The 18,951-nt window shown below is 59.1% G+C and carries 13 protein-coding genes; 7 read left to right on the plus strand and 6 right to left on the minus strand.

The genetic code is table 11. The features are described from left to right. Positions 1-67: 67 nt before the first annotated feature. Positions 68-1,348, plus strand: a complete 1,281-nt coding sequence (locus tag C7436_RS05625) for an MgtC/SapB family protein (protein ID WP_121206968.1) — start codon at positions 68-70, stop codon at positions 1,346-1,348. Between the two features lie 4 nt (positions 1,349-1,352). Here the strand turns inward: C7436_RS05625 and alkB are convergent, their stop codons facing one another. Then, on the minus strand, positions 1,353-2,003 hold the full coding sequence (gene alkB, locus C7436_RS05630) for a DNA oxidative demethylase AlkB (RefSeq protein ID WP_113878870.1): 651 nt from the start codon (positions 2,001-2,003) through the stop codon (positions 1,353-1,355). Positions 2,004-2,093: 90 nt separating this feature from the next. On the opposite strand from alkB, the gene C7436_RS05635 reads away from it, so the two are divergent. Together C7436_RS05635 and djlA are read left to right on the plus strand one after the other, a co-directional pair. Continuing rightward, positions 2,094-4,910, plus strand: coding sequence for an HD domain-containing phosphohydrolase (locus C7436_RS05635; RefSeq protein ID WP_121206969.1), 2,817 nt, complete (start codon positions 2,094-2,096; stop codon positions 4,908-4,910). 49 nt (positions 4,911-4,959) lie between these two features. Further along, complete coding sequence (gene djlA / locus C7436_RS05640; RefSeq protein WP_011785578.1) at positions 4,960-5,742, plus strand: co-chaperone DjlA; 783 nt, start codon at positions 4,960-4,962, stop codon at positions 5,740-5,742. A gap of 9 nt (positions 5,743-5,751) precedes the next feature. Here the strand turns inward: djlA and C7436_RS05645 are convergent, their stop codons facing one another. Continuing rightward, on the minus strand, positions 5,752-6,360 hold the full coding sequence (locus tag C7436_RS05645) for a methyltransferase family protein (protein ID WP_121206970.1): 609 nt from the start codon (positions 6,358-6,360) through the stop codon (positions 5,752-5,754). A gap of 188 nt (positions 6,361-6,548) precedes the next feature. On the opposite strand from C7436_RS05645, the gene C7436_RS05650 reads away from it, so the two are divergent. Beyond that, positions 6,549-7,994, plus strand: coding sequence for an amidase (locus C7436_RS05650; protein WP_121206971.1), 1,446 nt, complete (start codon positions 6,549-6,551; stop codon positions 7,992-7,994). On the opposite strand, the gene C7436_RS05655 is transcribed toward C7436_RS05650, so the two are convergent. Then, entirely contained in the window at positions 7,985-9,859 is a 1,875-nt protein-coding gene (locus C7436_RS05655) for a sensor domain-containing diguanylate cyclase (protein ID WP_121206972.1), read from the minus strand. The genes C7436_RS05650 and C7436_RS05655 overlap by 10 nt on opposite strands. Positions 9,860-10,010: 151 nt before the next feature. Next, the gene (locus C7436_RS05660; protein ID WP_228198062.1) at positions 10,011-10,739 is read right to left on the minus strand and encodes a pseudouridine synthase; all 729 of its coding nucleotides are present in this window, start codon (positions 10,737-10,739) and stop codon (positions 10,011-10,013) included. A gap of 92 nt (positions 10,740-10,831) precedes the next feature. Here C7436_RS05660 and C7436_RS05665 point away from each other — a divergent pair, with 92 nt between their 5' ends. After that, on the plus strand, positions 10,832-12,457 hold the full coding sequence (locus tag C7436_RS05665; protein ID WP_121206974.1) for a methyl-accepting chemotaxis protein: 1,626 nt from the start codon (positions 10,832-10,834) through the stop codon (positions 12,455-12,457). On the opposite strand, the gene C7436_RS05670 is transcribed toward C7436_RS05665, so the two are convergent. Together C7436_RS05670 and C7436_RS05675 are read right to left on the minus strand one after the other, a co-directional pair. Continuing rightward, positions 12,451-15,540 carry an efflux RND transporter permease subunit gene (locus C7436_RS05670; RefSeq protein ID WP_121206975.1) on the minus strand — a complete coding sequence of 1,030 codons (3,090 nt, stop codon included), beginning with the start codon at positions 15,538-15,540 and terminating at the stop codon, positions 12,451-12,453. The two genes, C7436_RS05665 and C7436_RS05670, sit on opposite strands and share 7 nt — an antisense overlap. Positions 15,541-15,545: 5 nt before the next feature. Then, positions 15,546-16,628, minus strand: coding sequence for an efflux RND transporter periplasmic adaptor subunit (locus tag C7436_RS05675; protein ID WP_121206976.1), 1,083 nt, complete (start codon positions 16,626-16,628; stop codon positions 15,546-15,548). Positions 16,629-16,960: 332 nt separating this feature from the next. Here C7436_RS05675 and ilvG point away from each other — a divergent pair, with 332 nt between their 5' ends. Next, positions 16,961-18,658 (plus strand): acetolactate synthase 2 catalytic subunit, encoded by a 1,698-nt coding sequence (gene ilvG, locus C7436_RS05680; RefSeq protein WP_121206977.1) that lies wholly within the window; start codon positions 16,961-16,963, stop codon positions 18,656-18,658. After that, on the plus strand, positions 18,655-18,933 hold the full coding sequence (locus C7436_RS05685) for an ACT domain-containing protein (RefSeq protein WP_011785586.1): 279 nt from the start codon (positions 18,655-18,657) through the stop codon (positions 18,931-18,933). The genes ilvG and C7436_RS05685 overlap by 4 nt, the downstream gene beginning before the upstream one ends. Positions 18,934-18,951: the final 18 nt, after the last annotated feature.

Consider the following 18,951-nt stretch of genomic DNA (forward strand, 5'->3'; position numbering starts at 1 on the left):
CCGGGGGTGCCGCCGGGGCCGCTAATTGCCTAGAATGCGTTTAAATAATCTTTGTGGTGACAAGTACATGGACGATGTAGCAAGCCAGTTCCTAAACGCCAACCAGACCACCATCAATCTGGCCGTGGCCTTGCTGCTCGGGGCCATCATTGGCCTGGAGCGGGGCTGGGATGCCCGGGAGCAGAAATCCGGGGAACGCATTGCCGGTATCCGCACCTTCTCACTGGTCGGGCTGTTGGGCGGTATTGCCGCCGTATTGTCAGAGCAGATTACCCCCTGGGCCTTTCCGGTATTGCTACTCAGTGTAGTGGCCATGGGGCTGGTGGCCTACAGCGAGCGCCTGGAACACATCCGCAATTTCAGCATTACCGGCATGGTCGGCATGTTGCTGACCTTCTGTTTCGGCGCTGTTGCCGTGGCGGTGGATCCGGTGATCGCCACCGCTGCTGCGGTGGTCACCGCCATCATTCTGGACAACAAGGAAGAAATCCACGGCTGGGTGCACAAGCTTCAGGCCAGCGAACTCGACGCTGCCCTTAAACTGCTTTTGATCTCGGTGGTGATGCTACCTCTGCTGCCAAACGAGGCCATGGGCCCGGGTGGCGTGCTCAACCCCCGGGAAATCTGGTGGATGGTGGTGATGATCGCCTCCATCTCATTTGTCGGTTACTTTGCCATCCGGGTCGCCGGGGCCCGCAAAGGCATTCTGTTCACCAGCCTGTTTGCCGGGCTGAGTTCATCTACCGCCCTGAGCCTGCACTTCGCCCGGCAATCGGCGAAAAATCCCGACTTCAGCCCGCAGTTTGCTGCCGGCATCCTGATTGCCTGCGGCACCATGTTCCCCCGGATTCTGGTTTATTGCCTGGTCATCAACAAGGCACTGCTGCCCAGCCTGATCTGGCCGGTCGCCATGATGACCACCCTCCTCTACGTGCCCGCGCTGATCATTTGGCGCCGCAACGCCCGGCAACTGCAGGTGAGCCAGCCCACCATGAACCAGAACCCGCTGGATCTCTCTTCCGCACTGGCGTTCGGTTTCTTGCTGACCGCCATTCTGTTACTGGGGGAATTCCTCAAGAATGCCTTTGGCGATGTCGGCATTTACGCCCTGGCCGCCACCTCTGGCGTGGCGGATGTCGATGCCATCACCCTGTCTCTTACCCGGATGTCCAACGATGGCCTGGGCATGGATGCAGCCGTGCTGGGGATTGTCATCGCGGCAGCGGTGAATAATCTGGTGAAATCGGGCATCGCCTGGAGTATCGGCAACCGACAAACCGGTCTGCTGGTGGCTGGCCCGATGGTGTTATCTCTGGCCGCAGGCCTGTTGGTGGCCTGGCTGCAATAAGGTTTCAGCCAGCCTTACGGAAGGTCAGATTGTAGCGGGCCGAGCCGGTCACCGGGTGTTCACCGGCTTTCAGAGTCAGGACGCCGTGGTAACGCAAACGGGCCGGGCCGCCCCAGACCACCACATCACCATGTTCCAGCAGAATACGCGCGGGGCGGTCGTTGCGCTTGAGTCCACCAAACTGAAACACAATGGGCAGCCCCAGGGACACCGACACAATGGGCCAGGCAAAGTCTTTTTCATTCTTATCCTGATGCAGTCCCATTTTGGCCCCTGGCTGATAGCGATTAATCAGGCAGGCATCCGGGTCAAAGCCGGTAAATCCCGCTTCCTGGGCCGACTTGCGGGCCAATGAGACAAAGCTATCGGGTATAGCCGGCCACCGAAGCCCGGATAACGGATCCTGGGGCTGGTAGCGATACCCTGTCTCGTCAGTCACCCACCCCAGGGGGCCGCAACAGGTCATGGCGGCCGACATCTGATGGCCACCCGGCGTTTTCATATGGCGGAACGGCGCGTGTCGCGTCACCTGATCTATATCTCGCATCAAGGCCTGCTGGTGCTTCACGGCATGACGCCGTAGCACAACCACGCCCTCGTCAAAGGCTTCCACTGTCGGTTGATCATTCAACCCAGAAAACAGATCTGGCGTCATAAGCCCCCCGTTTATCTTCTGAAATCAGAATAACGCCCGCAGAGCGTCTACACTTAGAGAACCCTTCATCCGTCGCTGGATCCCGACGCTGTGAGACAGACAAAACCGCCACACAACAAACAGACCGCCCGGGTATCACTGGCATTCCTGATTGCGTCTGCCATCACCCTGGGAATGCTGATACTGGCCATCACACTGGTGGCCCAGAGTTATCGGGGCATGGAACAGGCCAAGGTCACCGCTGCCGCCGCCACTGCCCGACAGCTGGCTCTCAGCGTGGACGATCGTATCAATGCCATTACCCAACCGCCGGCTACGGCGCTGGCCTTGTTGCGGCACGCCCCACTCACCCAGAGTTCCACCCTTGAGCAACGACTGCAACGCCTGCCGGTGATTGCCGATGTGCTCACCAGCAGCGATATTGTCAGTGCGGTATACGCAGGCTATGACAATGGCGATTTTTTCCTGTTCCGTAAGATTCGCAGTTCGGGCTCACTCCAGTTTCCGGACGCCCCCGCAAACAGTCGCTATCTGCTGCAAAGCCTGGAATACCAGGGCAACCTGCGCGAGGGTATCTGGCAATTCTATAACAGCGACCTGGAACTGCTCGAACGCCGCTCGCTGCCGGATTACGACTATGATCCCCGCCAGCGCCCCTGGTATCAGGCAGCCAGGGCCGGAGATTCGCTTCAGCTATCAGCGCCTTATGTGTTTTTCACCACCCAGGAAACCGGGCTGACCCTGTCTCAGAGGGCCGCCAGTATCCCGGGTACCGTGCTGGGTGTTGATGTCACCGTGACCGACCTGGGCTCGCAACTGGCGGAGCTGAAACAGACCGCAGGCAGCCGGCTAGCCATTGTCAGCGCTTCCGGGGAACTGCTTGCAGACGCCGACGGTAACACCGAACCCGATGCCGTGATCCGCCAGGTGCTTGAGCCGGGCACCAACCGGGAAATCCGCCGCTTTCAGCAGCAGGGCCGTGACTGGTATGGCATGGCCGAGCAACTTGGAACCCTGCCCGATGAAGCACTCTCCGTAGTTGTCGCCATTCCCTCGGATGAACTGCTGGCCGATGTCTGGGCCGCCCTTGCCCGACAGACCGCGATCGCCGGCGCCATAGCGCTTCTGCTGTTGATACTTGGCTGGTTTATGGGGCGCCAGGTGGGCAAACCCCTTGAACGCCTGACCGACCGGGTCAGCAGCCTCTCCCGCTTCCGCTTTGACACGCCAATCCGCTCGGAGTCCCATATCCGGGAAGCCTCGGAACTCAGCATTGCCCTGGATGACATGGCCCGCACCATCCGAAGCTTCCAGAACATCGCCACGGTGCTCAACCGGGGCCAGGATCTGAACCAGTTGTTACGCGACATTCTTGATCAGATCATCGCCATCGTCAGCCAGGAACGGGGCGCGATTTACCTGTACAGCAGCCATGAACATAAGCTCGACCTGGCTGTTAACCGCGGACTTGAACTGCCCGCCAGCCTGCCAGCCATCAACCAGGCGGCAGACGATAACGAGATCATTCGCCAGCTCAGAAACCACATATCCGGCCACCCGGTGTTTGCCATCCTGCGTAATCGACGCAAGAAACTCATTGGTGCATTGATCATCGAAATGGAAGTGGGCGACCACACCCACCTCAGTGATGACCTGATTGTTTTCGTGGATGAAATTGCCGGCTCCGCCGCAGTTGCCATCGAAACCCGTGAACTGATCGAAAGCCAGCAGGCCCTGCTCGATGGGTTTATCCGCCTGGTGGCCAGCGCCATTGATGCCAAGTCGCCCTACACCGGCGGCCATTGCGAGCGGGTGCCCAAGCTCGCCCAGATGATCACGGAGGTGGCAGAGCAGGCATCAGAAGGGCCTTTTGCCCATTTCCGCATGAACGAAGACGAACGTTACGAATTTCACCTGGCGGCCTGGTTGCACGACTGCGGCAAGATCACCAGTCCGGAATATGTGGTCGACAAAGCCGTAAAGCTGGAAACCATCTACAACCGCATCCACGAAATCCGGACCCGCTTTGAAATCCTGCACCGGGATGCCGAGATCCGTTACCTTCAAGCCTGCCTGAATGGAGAAGACCCGACCGAGGCTGCCCGTTACAGAGATGAGGCTCAGGCACAATTGCAGGCTGACTTTGGCTTCCTGGCAAACGCCAATGTGGGCAGTGAGTCCATGTCGGACGAGGATGTAGCGCGCATTCGCCAGATCGGAGCCCAGACCTGGCAACGCCATTTCAGTGACCGACTGGGCCTCTCCGGGGATGAGCAGCAAGCCCTGACGGGTTCTCCGGAAGCGGCACTGCCCGCCACCGAGCCACTGCTGGCAGACAAACCCTGGCATATTCGCACCTGGGGCGACCGGGTGCCTCCGGTCCAGCGGGACGACCCGCGCAATCTCTGGGGCTTTGACATGAAGCTGCCTGAGTATGCCTACAACCGGGGAGAACTCCACAATCTGACCATCCAGTACGGCACCCTGACGGAAGAAGAGCGCTTCCGTATCAACGAACACATCGTGCAGACCATCTGCATGCTGGATGCCCTGCCCCTGCCAGACCGTCTGGCCCGTGTGCCCCGGCTGGCCGGCACCCACCACGAGCGTATGGACGGCAAGGGCTACCCCTTCGGCCTGAGCGGTGAGGACATGAGCATTCCCGAGAAAATCATGGCCGTGGCTGACATCTTCGAGGCGCTGACCGCCGTGGATCGCCCTTACAAGCAGGGCAAGACACTGTCTGAAGCGCTGAACATCATGGATAAAATGACCAGACAGGGCCATATAGACCGGGACGTATTCCTGCTCTTCGTACGCTCCGGAACCTATCGGCGCTACGGCGCTCAGCACCTGAAGGCCGAGCAGATTGATGCCGTGGATGAAAGCCTGTTCATGAAGCCCTGACCAAAAACACGTATATTCTCAGGACTGTTTACTCAACGAAGGATAGAGAATGCTGTTCGCAATCATTTTTGGCGGTCTGATCGGTTATGCCTTTGGTCGATTCCCCGGCTTTCTGGTTGGCGCAGCCATTGGTGCGTTCCTGTTCCAGCGCATGAAAAGCCGACTGCTGGGCAAGCTTCAGGGGCTGCAGGCCGGTTTCATTGAATCCGTGTTCGCGGTGATGGGCGCCCTGTGCAAGGCCGATGGTGTGGTCTCACGGGATGAGATTCAGATGGCAGAGGCCATGTTCGTTCGCTTTCGCCTGAACGAATCCCAGAAAGCCATGGCCAAGGAAGCGTTCAACCGTGGTAAAGCATCGGACTTCGACCTGGACGCCGAACTCCAGCGCTTCATGCAGGCTTCCGGCCGCCAGCCGGTACTGTTGCAGATGTTTCTGCAGGTACAGGTGTCTGCGGTTGCCGCAGACGGGCAGGTGCATCCGGCCGAGCACGAAATGCTGGTTCGTATCGCCCGTGGGCTGGGGCTGCCGGAAAGTCAGGTCGACCAGCTTGAAGCTATGCTGCGTGGCGCCCATGCCGGCCAGGCGGGCGGTACCCGCAATTATTCCAGCAGCCAGCAGATCGATGATGCCTACAAGGTTCTTGGCGTCTCGCCAGAGGCCTCAGACGCCGAGATCAAGCGCGCTTACCGCAAACTGATGAGTGAAAACCACCCGGACAAACTCGCCGGACGCGGCTTGCCGGAAAGTATGCGGGAAATGGCGGAAGAACGAACCCGTGAAATCAGCCACGCTTACGACGTGATCAAGGAAGCGCGGAACAAAGCATCCTGAACCCGACAGTCAGAACCAGCGGGGCACCCGTTTGCAATAGGCCTCGTACTGTTCATCAAAACGCCTGGCCAGGGCTTTCTCTTCCTCCCTGGCCTGGCGCATGATCACCAGCACGCCAGTCACCAGGCACACCAGCGAAAACGCGCTGGGCAACGCCAGAAAGAACCCCAACTGCCCCGTCATCACCGCCAGAAACAGCGGGTTCCGGCTGCGACCAAAAGGCCCCTCGGTCAGCAAATGGCCACTGCCATGGTGGTCATCAATGCCGGAACGCCAGTCCTCATGCATGTAGGCCTGCAGATAGTTCACGGCTGTGTAGGAAACCAGCAGAAGCACAGCCCCGGCCAGTAACACCGGCCAGTGGTACAGCAGGGGGAAAACGCCCAACCAGGCGTCCAGATCAACCCAGATCCTGGCCAGGCAAACCAGCAGAATCGCAGCCCGGAACAGGTTAAAGGTGTGGCGATGCCACCAGGTAGCCGTACCGGCCCTGCCATAATTGATGTGAGAGAAGCCCAATCGTGAATACAGGCCGAGCGTACGGGCCGCAAACTGCAGGCCAATCATCAGGAAAAAAACGCCGAGAAAAACCCGGACAGCAGGCTCGATCAGATCCATTATTCATTCTGGTTCAGTAGGTTGGCAAACAGCTTACTGTGCTTGAGGCTGCATTGAAAGAGACACCGATCAATCCTTTGCTGCCATATTTTGCACCCATTTTGTGACGCCATACCTGAAATGACATATCGTCACGTTTAAGCCTGGGTTATGTTAGTAAGCCTCTGTTTTTGCTTTCAGGAGCCGCCATGAATCAGCCACCCAGTACCCGCTTCCATTGTTTCCGCAACGACGCGATGGCCGACAACGACGCTACCGCACTTGCTGAACGGATTCGTTCAGGCGAGGTTTCGGCGCAGGAAGTGACGGCGGCGGCGATTGAGCGGGCACAGCTCGCGGCGCCGGTGATCAATGGTGTGGTGGCCGAACGTTATCAGCCAGCGCTGACACAGAGCCAGCGACCGGGCGCCCAGACTGGCCCCTTTGCCGGTGTGCCTACCTATATCAAGGACAACACGGACGTTGAGGGTTTGCCCACCGGGCACGGCTCACAGGCTGTCACGCCCCGGGTGGCGAAAAGAACCAGCCCTTTTGCCGAACAGATGCTGGCCCAGGGCTTTATTTGCCTGGGCAAGTCCACACTGCCGGAATTCGGTTTTAACGCCTCAACTGAGCCCTCCCAGGGAGACCCGACACGCAACCCATGGAACCTGGACCATTCGTGTGGCGCTTCCTCCGGCGGTGCTGCCGCCCTGGTCGCAGCCGGCGTGGTGCCCATCGCCCACGCCAATGACGGTGGCGGCTCTATCCGCATACCGGCTGCCTGTTGCGGGCTGGTAGGGCTGAAACCTACACGAGGCCGAGTGGTGGATAACGATGCCGCCCGGGATTTGCCCGTCAACATCATCAGTGATGGTGTCGTCACGCGTTCAGTGCGCGATACCGCCGGCTTCCTGGCGTACGCCGAGTCCTGGTTCAGGAACCGGAAACTACCCGCCATCGGGCATGTGCAGGGCCCCTCTGGCCGACAGTTGCGCATTGGCCTGGTGCTGGACTCCATCAACGGCCACCCCACCGACCCGGAAACCCGGCAAACCGTGGAGCAGACGGCCCGCTACCTGGAAAAGCTGGGGCACATTATCGAGCCCATGGATGTGCCGGTCGCCAGCTCATTTCCGGATGACTTTGCGCTTTACTGGGGGATGCTCGCGTTCGGTGTAAAAGCCCGCGGTAAGAAGCTCTATCACCCGGATTTCGACAAATCCCGAGTGGACGGTCTGACCAATGGCCTGGACAAAATGTTCCGCCGCCAGTTCTGGCGCCTGCCCGCTGTCATCTGGCGGCTGAAACGCTCCTGGCACGACTATCAGAGGCACATGAATGATTATGACGCGGTGCTGACCCCCGTCCTGGGACATACCACACCGCCGCTGGGCCATCTAAGCCCCGGCGTACCTTTCGATACCCTGTTCGAACGTCTGACCCGCTATGTGAGTTTTACGCCGCTGGCCAACGCCACTGGTGCTCCGGCTATCGCCTTACCTATGGGGGAAAGCAGTCAGCACCTGCCTATTTCGGTGCAGTTTATGGGTCGGCATGGCGATGAGCGCACGCTGCTCGAGATTGCCTACGCGCTGGAAGCCAACCACCCCTGGCCAACCCTTAACCAGGCAGCCCGGTCAAATCAGGCCTGACAGACTGCGTGGTCCCGCCCGGCCTGGGTATTTGCAACTACCCGGTTACGACCCTCCGCCTTGGCCTGGTAAAGCGCGTCATCGGCGCAGGCAAACAACGCTTTGGTGGCGTCCGCCCGGGCCGGCGCGCAGCTGCAAACACCAATACTGACGGTGAGATGAAGTACCTGATCCGAGACCCGGAAAGCTGTTTTCTGAATCTCCTCGCGGATTCTCTCGGCGACCCGAACAGCTCCGGCTTCCGGGGTGTCCGGCAACAGGACGACAAACTCCTCGCCGCCATACCGGGCGGCCAGATCCTGCGGCCGGGTGACGTGCCGTTTGATGCAGTCGGCGACCATTTTCAGGCAGTCATCGCCCACCAGATGGCCGTAGGTATCGTTAAAGCTCTTGAAGTGATCAATATCTACCACCAGCAGCGACAGCGTCTCCTCAAACCGATAGGCATGGACCACGTCAGCCTGAAACCTTTTGTCAAAGTGCCCCCGGTTTTTGAGTCCGGTAAGGGGATCCGTCGCACTCAGTTCCAGTAGTTGTTCGTTCAGGGATTCCAGGTCACGGGTCCGCTCCTGCACCCTCTCCTCCAACAGGGCATTAGCCTCTTGCTGAACACGCAACGATTTTTCCTGGGCCAGTCGAGCTTTGCGTTCCTCACGCAATAACTTCTGCTGGGCCGCAAACGACTTCTTCTTCTCCCGGTTCAGCCTGTCAGCCAGCGCAAGTGATAACAGAATCACACCAAGGGCCGAGCCAACCTGAGTGGCATTCTCAGTCAGCAGGTTCCTGGGTAGCATGGTAAATTTGCTCAGCGCCAATACGATGCCCCCGAACAGCATAAACACCCAGGCCACCGTGTAATACCGGGCAGCTGGGTCACGCTTCAGCCAGCGCACCACACTCAGCATAAGCATGGTGGAGCATCCCACAAAGGCAACCAGAATGGTCGGAAGAATCATCAGCCTGTAGGGAATCAGAAGGCCCGCCAGGGCAAGCAGACCGGCCGTCATGATCATCGCCATCGTCCACCGGTTCAGCCACGGGTGGTTTTTTCTTGTCACACTGATGAAGCGAATACTGAAGGCTCCCCCGAACAGCACCACCAGATTCAGGAACACAATAATGGATTGGTCGTTCCACCAGGTCGCCTCAGGCCAGAGGTACTGGAACGCCACACCGTGCAGTGACGCCAGGAAAAGTGGCATCGCCGCAATATAGCCAACGTAGTAGAGAAAACTGCGCTCTCCCACGGCCATGAAGACGAAAAGGTTGTAAAGCATCATCACCAGGACGATGCCGTAGTAGATTCCCTCAAACAGGCTACGGGCCTGTTCGGCCGCGTAGAAGGCATCCTGCTCCCAGAGCGTCATGGGCACCTGCATAGAGCTGGTGGTGTCCACCCGAAGATAAACCGTTGTGGACGATTCCGGGGGCAGCACCAGCGGGACAATGAAATTGCGGTGGTGGATCGGCCGATCGTAGAAAGGACGCTTATCCCCAAGGATCAGCGGTTCAAGCAGCTTCCCCCTGACCTCACGGTAGATCTCAATATGGTCCAGGACGGGATAACCGATCTCCAGAAAATTACTGGCTTCCGATTTCAGCGTGTTGGTGAGCTTTACCCGAAACCAGTAGATATCGTCGCCATACCCCAGACTGACACTGTCACTGCCGTTTCGGGTCCAGGCCTGGTCCGGAAGGTTCCGTATGTCAGCAACCGATGGCGACCCTGTTTCCTTCCAGTAATCGACGAACCGTGAAAGCTCAAGGCGTTTGGAAAAGGGCCCCCACTCTCCGGCATCTGCATGGGCAATGGAAGGGAGCACCAAATAAAAGAACAGCGTCAGGAAGACAAAAAGCCGTGGCATAGCAGTCTCGGGCGTCAAACGCACTTGTTATTTGTTATAAGCTTACGACTGAGTATGCACCAAGGTAGCGACAACGTCTGCTGAAAGTACTATTTGTCTCAAATTGACATAAAAAGCTACACAAGTTATTCGATCTGGCTGGCGTCAGCCTTTAACCCGTCACCGTATCCTGTTCAAATATTTCCAGCACAGTTCGGAAGCTCTCCTCGGGAGGGGCAGAGAACCGCAGGACTTCCCCGGTGGCCGGGTGTGAAAGTTCCAGCTCAGTGGCCGCTAACATCAACCGCCCATAGCCGAACCGTTCAGCAAAATACCGGTTGTGCCGGCCACGCCCGTGATTGGCATCCCCGATAATCGGATGACTAATATGCTTCATGTGCCGCCGGAGCTGATGTTTCCGGCCGGTTTCGGGCTTCAGCTCCACCAGGCTGTAACGACTGGTGGGGTAACGCTCAATAGAGACCGGCAACTCCGTGGTGGCGAGGCAACGGTAGCGAGTCAGGGCCGACCGGACGGGCTGTTCTTCTCCCTTCAATCGGCGGTCTTCGGGCTCTTCCCGGAGTGGATGATCGATCACGCCCTGTTCCGGCGTCCAGCCTCGAACCAACGCAAGGTAGGTCTTCTTGAATTCGCCCGCCATCATTGCAAGCCCCAGTACCCTCGCCGTTGCCTGATCCCTGGCGAACAAAACGATGCCAGAGGTCGGCCGATCCAGCCGATGCACCGGATAGACATGCGCTCCGCCGTTCATAGAACGGGCGTACTGCAACGCGAATTCCGTCTCATGGCGGTCAATCGGGCTGCGATGCATAAGCAACCCGGCCGGTTTGTGAACCACCAGAAGCTGGGAATCACGATAAATTTCTGTGAGCGGGTTCATAATATAAAATGTCGGCCGATAAACCAGTCAGGCAGCCCGCCAGAGGCCGCCACGATACTCCATTATCCCTAGCATCTTACAGGACCCCGCCCATGCGCTGGTACAACAAAAGCATCCTTAACCGGATCCTTACCATCATCGTGGTCTCCAACCTTCTGATTGCGATTGTTGCAGGCATTTACTTCAACCGATCACTCTCCAGCCAGGATGAATACGAGCACCTGATCAGTGATGAGATTGTCCTGGCCCTGCAAGCGCAAGACATTCTCAGCGATTTCAAGACACAGGTTCAGGAATGGAAGAACGTCCTGATTCGCGGCGCCGACGATGCCCAGCGCGATAAATACTGGCAACGGTTCCAGAAGACCGAGTCCAGTATCCAACAACAGCTGGACCAATTGATCCCAAGAATCGCTGATCAGGAAGCCCGCGCGCTGATGGACCGGTTCAGGGCCGCCCATCAACGGATGGGCAAAGCGTACCGGGCGGGATACCAGGATTTCGTGGCCTCGGGGTACGATCATACCGAGGGCGATGAAGCGGTGACCGGGATTGATCGTGAACCCGCGCAACTGATTGAGCAGGCGGCCAACAAAATTCGTGACGTGGCCGTCTCCCACTCCGGCGAATTGCGGGACAGCGCAACGGAAACCACCTGGCTGATGGGTGGCTTGCTGCTCGCTGCCATCGTGATGGGCACGCTGGCCTGTCTTGGTGTTCTGGTGACATCCGTGGTACGTCCGACCCAGGAGCTGATTGCCAAACTGAGCAGAATTGGTGAGGGCGACCTGACAGACCCGGTAACCCTGAAACGCCCGGACGAGCTGGGTCGACTGGCGGACACCGCCCGAACCCTGCACCGGTTCCTGCGGGAAACCGGCGAAATGATGCAACACAACGCGTCTCAGCTGGCCGACACCGGAGCGATGATTCGGTCCAACGCCGACGCAGTGTCCTCTCAGTCTGACAAAGCGCACCAACGCATTGACCAGATAGCCACGGCGATGAACGAGATGTCAGCCACCGCTCAGGACGTCGCACAGCACGCAAGTTCTGTTGCCAGCCAGGTGGACGAAACCGCCAACCAGACGCGACACGCCGACGAACAGATCAACCAGGCGGTTGCCAGCATGAATCGATTGACCGATCAGATCCGCAGTTCCGCGGCCACCGTTGCTGAACTGGCCAAAAGCGGCCAACAGGTCGGCGACGTCATGCGGGTAATCCGGGAAATTGCCGACCAGACCAATCTACTGGCGCTCAACGCCGCAATAGAGGCTGCCAGAGCTGGAGAAGCCGGGCGGGGGTTTGCGGTCGTTGCCGATGAGGTTCGCAACCTGGCAGCCAAAACTCAGGACGCAACCGTGGAAATAGATGAGATCATTGCCTCCATTCAGAATGGCTCCCGGGACGCCACAGAGTACATGCAGGCCTCTGAGGTGGTCGCCAAAGAGAGCAGCGAATCCGTGGATGCAGTACGAACCACACTGGCAGACATTACCCAGAGGATGATCAAGGTAAACGACGCCACAACGCAGGTGGCCACGGCCGCTGAAGAGCAGACCAGTGTCAGCGAAGACATCAACCGAAATGTCACAGAAGTGGCCGAAATATCCGAAGCCATGCACGATGCCGCAGAGCAGAACCTGCGCACGGTTCCGGAGCTCGAGGCTATGGCCCTGAAGGCCCAGGAATTGGCTGGGCGAATCCGCTACTGATCACGCTGCGAAACGCGCCGGACCAGCCCCCTGACCCGCTGGCCGGTGCGTTCTCCCAGAACCAGCAAAGCCGGCGTCAGTAATAGAGTGAGCAGCGTCGCAAAGGCCAGGCCGCCTGCAATGGCGCTGGACAGCTGAGTCCACCACTGAGTGGATGGCGCACCCAGTCCCAATGATGGTTCCAGCAGATTCACATTTACCCCCAACACCATGGGGGTAAGCCCAAGGATTGTGGTGATGGCCGTCAGCAACACCGGCCGGAAACGCAGACAACCGGTCTCCAGGGCGGCTTCGTAGGCGGCTTTGCCCTCCCGCTTCATCTGGTTGAAGGTATCGATCAGGATGATGTTGTTGTTCACCACAATACCCGCCAGCGCAATAATGCCCATGCCCACCATCACCACGCCGAAAGACTGACCGGAAAACAGCAAGCCCAGCAGCACTCCGGCGGTGGACAATACAATCGCCGACAGGATCAGAAGGGTCTGGTAAAGGGAATTGAACTGAGTCACCAGAATCAGCAACATCAGGCCAACCGCAACCAGAAAAGCGGAGGTCAGGAAGTTGGCGGCCTGCTGCTGATCCTCGTTTTCGCCGGCAAAGCGCACGCTCACCCCTTCCGGTGGCTCGGGCATCTCAGCCTGCAGGGTCCGCAGCAGCTCGTCCATTCGCCTGCCCGGCGCAATATCCGATTTGATGGTGATCGTGCGCTGGCCATCAACCCGCACGATTGAGCCGGTCTTGTCGCCTGGCTCCAGGTCCACGAATTCAGACAGCGGCACCTGACCGCGGGGGGTGTTCAGTGTCTGGCGCTCCAAGTGGTCCAGCTCCCGCCAGTTGTTGGGCACCCGCACCGCAATGTCCACCTCATCGCGAACATCTTCCGGCCGGTAGGTGGCCAGCACCAGGCCATTGGTTACCAGCCGAACCGCACTGCCGATGCTCAACACATCAGTACCGAATCGAGCGGCCGCCTCACGATCCACATTCAGGCGCCACTCGATCCCGGGCAGGCTCCGGTCGTCTTCAATATCGACAAAACCACCGAGTTCGCGCATGCGGTTCTCAATGCTGTCGACATAACCATCCAGCTGTGTACTGTCCATACTGCTGACCTGCAGCTCGATGGGCTTGCCTTCAGCCGGGCCGCCCTCCTGCTTGCGGAACTCCAGTTCAATGCCGGCAATGTCGGCCGTACGTTCCCGAAAGTCTTCCAGAATATCCGTGGCCGTGCGGCGGGTGTACCAGTCCGTGAACTGGAACTGCAGAACGCCGATCACATCCGGCGCCATCTGGGAGCTGGTGGTCACCATGGAGCGCGCATACAGGGCCTTTACCTCCGGCATATTCTGCAGCCGAGACTCCACTTCACGTACAATGGCATCCCGTTCCCACACCGACAGATCGCCACGAGCCCGTACCTGAACCTGGGCCGACTCGGGCTCGACACTCGGGAAAAACTCGACGCCATGGTTAAAGCGCCCATAGGCGGCGTAGATCACAACAATCACCATCAGGGTGCCGAGCAAGGTCAAGCCCGGGCGCTGCAGAAGAGCGGCCAGCACTTGTCGGTAGCCCCGCATGAAACGCCCTTCACTGGCATCCTGGTGGTGCCGGCGACCGCCGCTCACGCCACCCAAAACCGGGAGAAAGACCAGCGCCATAGCCAGCGAGGCAATCAGGCAGATCAACACGGTCATCGGCAGGTATTTCATGAACTCGCCCACCACTCCGGGCCAGAACAGCAGCGGCACGAAGACCGCAAGCGTCGTCGCCGTGGAGGCAATAACCGGCCAGGCCATGCGCGAGGCTGCTTCCACCCAGGCGGCTTTGACCGGCTGCCCGTCCGACAGATTCCGGTCTGCCAGCTCAGACACCACAATGGCGCCATCCACCAGCATGCCCGCCACGAGGATCAGGCTGAACAGCACCACGATATTGAGCGTCAGGCCCATGCTCCAGATCACCAGGATGCCGGTCAGAAACGCCCCGGGGATGGTGAGCCCCACCAGCACAGCTGAGCGTGGGCCCATGGCCGCGATCACCACGATGATTACCAGCACAATGGCAGTCAGCACGTTGTTGAGCAGATCCGAGAGGATATCGCGCACTTCCTCGGACTGGTCCATGATGAAGCGGATATCGAGGGTCTCCGGCAACCGGGGCCGGGACTCATCAATCAGGGTGCGAATATGCTCAATGGTTTCAATAATGTTGGCGCCCGAGCGCTTGGAAACTTCCAGTACCAGGGCTGGCTCCCCGTTGATGCGGGCGAAGCCGGTCGGGTCTTTGAAGGTGCGCTGCAGCATGGCCACATCACCAAAGGTAACCACAGTGTCGCCGTCCACCTTCACTGGCATCGACATCACATCTTCGATGGTTTCGATTACTCCCGGCACTTTCAGCGCCATCCGACCATTACCCGTGTCCAGTGAGCCGGCAGCCACCAGCTGGTTGTTCCGGGTAACCAGGGAGGCCAACTGATCAAAATCGATGCCGTAGCTTTCCAGCACCTGGGGATCCACCACGATCTCCAGCAGATCCTCCCGGTCGCCGCCAATTTCCACCTCCAGCACTTCGGGAATGGCTTCGATGGCATCCTGAAGTCGGCGCGCAATGGTAATCAGCTCGCGTTCCGACAGCGGACCGGACAGGCCTACCGACAACACCGGAAACAGCGACACGTTGATTTCATTGACCCGGGGTTCGTCGGCTTCCTGGGGTAGCTTGCTGCGGGCGGTATCCACCTTCTCCCGGACATCCTGCAGCGCCTTGTCCGGATCGAAACCGGCGTCGAATTCAAGCATTACCGAGGCATGGCCTTCTGAGGCGGTACCCCGCATTTCCTTGATGCCTTCCAGCGAGCGCAGCTCCTGCTCCATGGGCCGGACCAGCAGGCGCTCACCGTCTTCCGGGCTGATGCCTTCAAGCGTCATCGAGACATAGATCATCGGGATGGTGACGTCCGGATTGGATTCCTTGGGAATCGCCTGGTAGGCCGCCATACCGCCCAACAGCAGGAACAGGAACAACAACAGCGTGGTGCGGCTTCGGTCCATGGCCGCGGCAATCAATGCTCGCATGACGGTCAGCCCCGCTGGTCGGAGGTATCAACAGGGCGCACCTGTTCACCCGGCGAGACAAATCCGGCCCCTCGGGTAATCAGGCGAATCTCAGGCGGCAAGCCGGCAACCCAGGCACCGTCGGTCGAGACGCTTAGCAGCCGCACGGTCTCAAACACCACTCGATTATCGGCATCGACATACTTCACGCCGGGCCGGCCGTCGTCATCCAGCCCCAGATAAGCCGGCGATATGAAGGTGGCCTGTTGTTCCGGCAGTTGAATACTCAGGCTGGCAGAGCCGCCCGCAGCCCGCTTCAATTCAGGATTCTCCACCACCACTTCCACCGCAAAACTTCGCGTGTCCGAATTGGCAGCGCTGGCCACAAAACTGACAACGCCGGCCAGCCGGGAGCCGTCCAGCAGCTGAATATCTACGGCCTGCCCCGGTTGAACCAGCGCCGCCGATTGTTGGGGGATCTGTCCGGTGGCTTTCAGGCGGTCTATCTGTACCAGCTCAAACAGGGGCGTTCCCACCTGCACCAGACTGCCCTCATCCACTTCGCGGCGATTCACAATGGTATCAAAAGGCGCTACCGGTTTGAGGTGATTCAGTGCCAGTTCGGCCGAGGCAAGCTCAGCTCTTGCCGCAGCAAGCTCACTCTGCAGGCGCAGTATTTCGGTTTCGGCGGCCAGATTGCTGGAGCGCAGTTTCCGGGCGGCGGCCAGGTCTGCTTCCAGTTTGCGAATACTGGCCTGCCAGCGCTGAACCACCGTGTCCCGACCGTCCGTCGACAATGTCGCCAACACCGTACCCGCTTTCACCTGTTGCCCCAGCTGAACGTTCAGTTGCTCAACGGTGCCGTCCACCCGGGCACTGACCTGAACCGACTGCCAGGGCTCCAACTGGCCCTGAAGTTTCAGGGCTGGTTGATAAGCCTGGGCGCTGACCGGTGTTACCTCTACCCGAGTTATGGCTACCTGTTCGGAGGCCGGCTCCTCCGGCGCCTCATCACTGGCAACTTTTACCTCACCCGTTGCCATCCAGATAACCAATAACACGATGACCAGAAGGGATAATCCCAGGGAGCTCCATTTTGCTCTTGTCATGCACCACTCGCCGTGAACAGATTCGGTTTGAGAAAGCGGAAAAACCGGCACCGGTTGAATTTCCGGAAATAAGCCCTTGCATCCGCCTGAAAACGTGGGTTAGATTCTACACACATTGTTCAACTCTATTCAGAGCAGATTGTCGATTCCATGAATCTCAACGCAGTTATGGTCCTTGTGAAGCTAGTCCTGGTGGTCGTGGTACCGTCCGGGGGCTTTTGCGTGGACAAGCGGGTGAGATAGCGACAACCTGACAACGACACCAGAAACCCCCGGCACCGCAAGGTCCCGGGGGTTTCTTTTTTGCGGCAAAGAAAAAGGGAAAAACGACCATGAACGGCTCACAGCACATTCTTGCAGCGTTCCACCGCCATAACATCAGCACGGTTTTCGGGTATCCGGGTGGCTGCATCATGCCCCTGTATGACGCGCTGGTGGATGACGTGGGAACGGAGCATGTGCTGTGCCGCCACGAGCAGGCCTGCGCCCTGGCGGCAGACGGTTACGCCCGGGCCAGTGGCCAACTGGGGGTTTGTATTGCCACCTCCGGCCCCGGCGCCACCAACCTGATCACTGGCGTTGCCAATGCCTACATGGATTCCATTCCCCTGCTGGTGATCACCGGGCAGGTCCCCTCCGGATTGATTGGTACCGACGCCTTTCAGGAAACCGACATCCTTGGCATGACCCTGGGCATCGTCAAACACAGCTACCTGGTGGACGACCCCGAAGACTTGCCGGGCATTCTGGAGGAAGCCATCGACCTGGCCCAGGCTGGCCGCCCCGGGCCGGTGTGGATTGATATTCCCAAAGACATTCTGTTGTCCGAGATTGAGGCTCCAGCCCCGGCCCGCACCGAGGCACCGCCAGCGGATTGCCCGGAGATCGGCCCGGCCCTGGCCATGCTGAAATCAGCCAGGCGACCCCTGCTCTACAGCGGTGGTGGTGTGTCTCTGGCCGGAGCCGAAGACCGTTTTCGTACCTTTGCCGAAGTCTCGGGGCTGCCGGGTGTGGTTACACTCAAAGGCATAGGTAACGCCGGCCGAAACAACCCGAATGATCTGGGCATGCTCGGCATGCACGGTTCCCGGGCGGCCAACAAGGCGGTTGATGAGTGCGACCTTCTGTTCGTCATCGGCGCCCGGCTGGATGACCGTGCCACCGGCAAGCTGGACGGCTTCGCGCCGAATGCCCGGATGATCCACATTGATGCCGATGCCGCCGAGATCAACAAACTGCGGCCAGCAGAACTGTCTCTGCGTGGTGACCTGAACGCCATTCTGGCGGCATTGACCGATGCCATTGCGGCGGAGCCACTGGCTATCGACGCCTGGCAGAAACAATGTCGCACCTGGCATACCACCGGAGGCTTTCGCGCTGCAGATAACGAGGAACCGTTGGCACCCATTACCGGCCCCGCATTCATCCGTCAGCTTTCCGGCATCACCGGCGACGACACTGTCATCGCCTGCGATGTTGGCCAGCATCAGATGTGGGTTGCCCAGTACTACCAGTTCGCCCATCCACGCCACCACCTGACCAGCGGAGGCCTGGGCACGATGGGCTTCGGGCTTCCGGCGGCCATCGGCGCCCAGTTCTCGGACCGAACACGCACCGTCATCAACGTGACCGGTGATGGTTCGTTCATGATGAACGCACAGGAACTGGCCACCATACGGCGCTACAACCTGCCGTTGAAGCTGATCATTCTGGACAACCAGTGCCTGGGCATGGTTCGTCAGCAACAGGAACTGTTCTACAACAACCGCGAAAGCCAGATCGATCTGGACGACAATCCGGACTTTGTCGCTATGGCCCGGGCGTTCGATATCCCGGCCCTGCACATTGAGCGGACCGACCAGATCCGCCGCGGCATCGAGACCATTCTGGCGTACAACGGCCCGATGCTGCTGCATGTTGCCATCAGCCGCGAAGAGAACGTCTGGCCCATCGTCAAAGCCGGCGCCAGCAACAAGGAAATGATTGACGAACCCCGTAAAACGAACAGCCGCAAGGAGCAGGTAGCATGAAGCCGAATCATGAAAGCGCCAGTCAACGATATACCCTGAATTGCCGCATGAACCAGGAAGCGGCAGCTCTGGAGCGGCTGTGCCGGGTGGTGCGGGTACGCGGCTTCCGGATTTCCAGGATGGCCATGGAATCAACTGGCGATACCCTCGACATTGCCCTCACGCTGGAGGGTTCCCGGCCAGTTGCTATGCTTCAATCTCAGCTGGAGAAACTGCATACCGTTGCCGGAGTTGAACTGGTCTCCGATACCATGGCACGGTCGCGATCGGCTTGAAACGACGGAGAGGGATAA

Source organism: Marinobacter nauticus, assembly GCF_003634635.1.
In the GTDB taxonomy this organism is placed as follows: Bacteria; Pseudomonadota; Gammaproteobacteria; order Pseudomonadales; family Oleiphilaceae; genus Marinobacter; species Marinobacter nauticus.

Coding starts and splice junctions, on each gene's coding strand:
- C7436_RS05625 (WP_121206968.1), top strand. CDS start 68: ATGGACGATGTAGCAAGCCAGTTCCTAAACGCCAACCAGACCACCATC.
- alkB (WP_113878870.1), bottom strand. CDS start 2,003: ATGACGCCAGATCTGTTTTCTGGGTTGAATGATCAACCGACAGTGGAA.
- djlA (WP_011785578.1), top strand. CDS start 4,960: ATGCTGTTCGCAATCATTTTTGGCGGTCTGATCGGTTATGCCTTTGGT.
- C7436_RS05645 (WP_121206970.1), bottom strand. CDS start 6,360: ATGGATCTGATCGAGCCTGCTGTCCGGGTTTTTCTCGGCGTTTTTTTC.
- C7436_RS05650 (WP_121206971.1), top strand. CDS start 6,549: ATGAATCAGCCACCCAGTACCCGCTTCCATTGTTTCCGCAACGACGCG.
- C7436_RS05655 (WP_121206972.1), bottom strand. CDS start 9,859: ATGCCACGGCTTTTTGTCTTCCTGACGCTGTTCTTTTATTTGGTGCTC.
- C7436_RS05660 (WP_228198062.1), bottom strand. CDS start 10,739: ATGAACCCGCTCACAGAAATTTATCGTGATTCCCAGCTTCTGGTGGTT.
- C7436_RS05665 (WP_121206974.1), top strand. CDS start 10,832: ATGCGCTGGTACAACAAAAGCATCCTTAACCGGATCCTTACCATCATC.
- C7436_RS05670 (WP_121206975.1), bottom strand. CDS start 15,540: ATGCGAGCATTGATTGCCGCGGCCATGGACCGAAGCCGCACCACGCTG.
- C7436_RS05675 (WP_121206976.1), bottom strand. CDS start 16,628: ATGACAAGAGCAAAATGGAGCTCCCTGGGATTATCCCTTCTGGTCATC.
- ilvG (WP_121206977.1), top strand. CDS start 16,961: ATGAACGGCTCACAGCACATTCTTGCAGCGTTCCACCGCCATAACATC.
- C7436_RS05685 (WP_011785586.1), top strand. CDS start 18,655: ATGAAGCCGAATCATGAAAGCGCCAGTCAACGATATACCCTGAATTGC.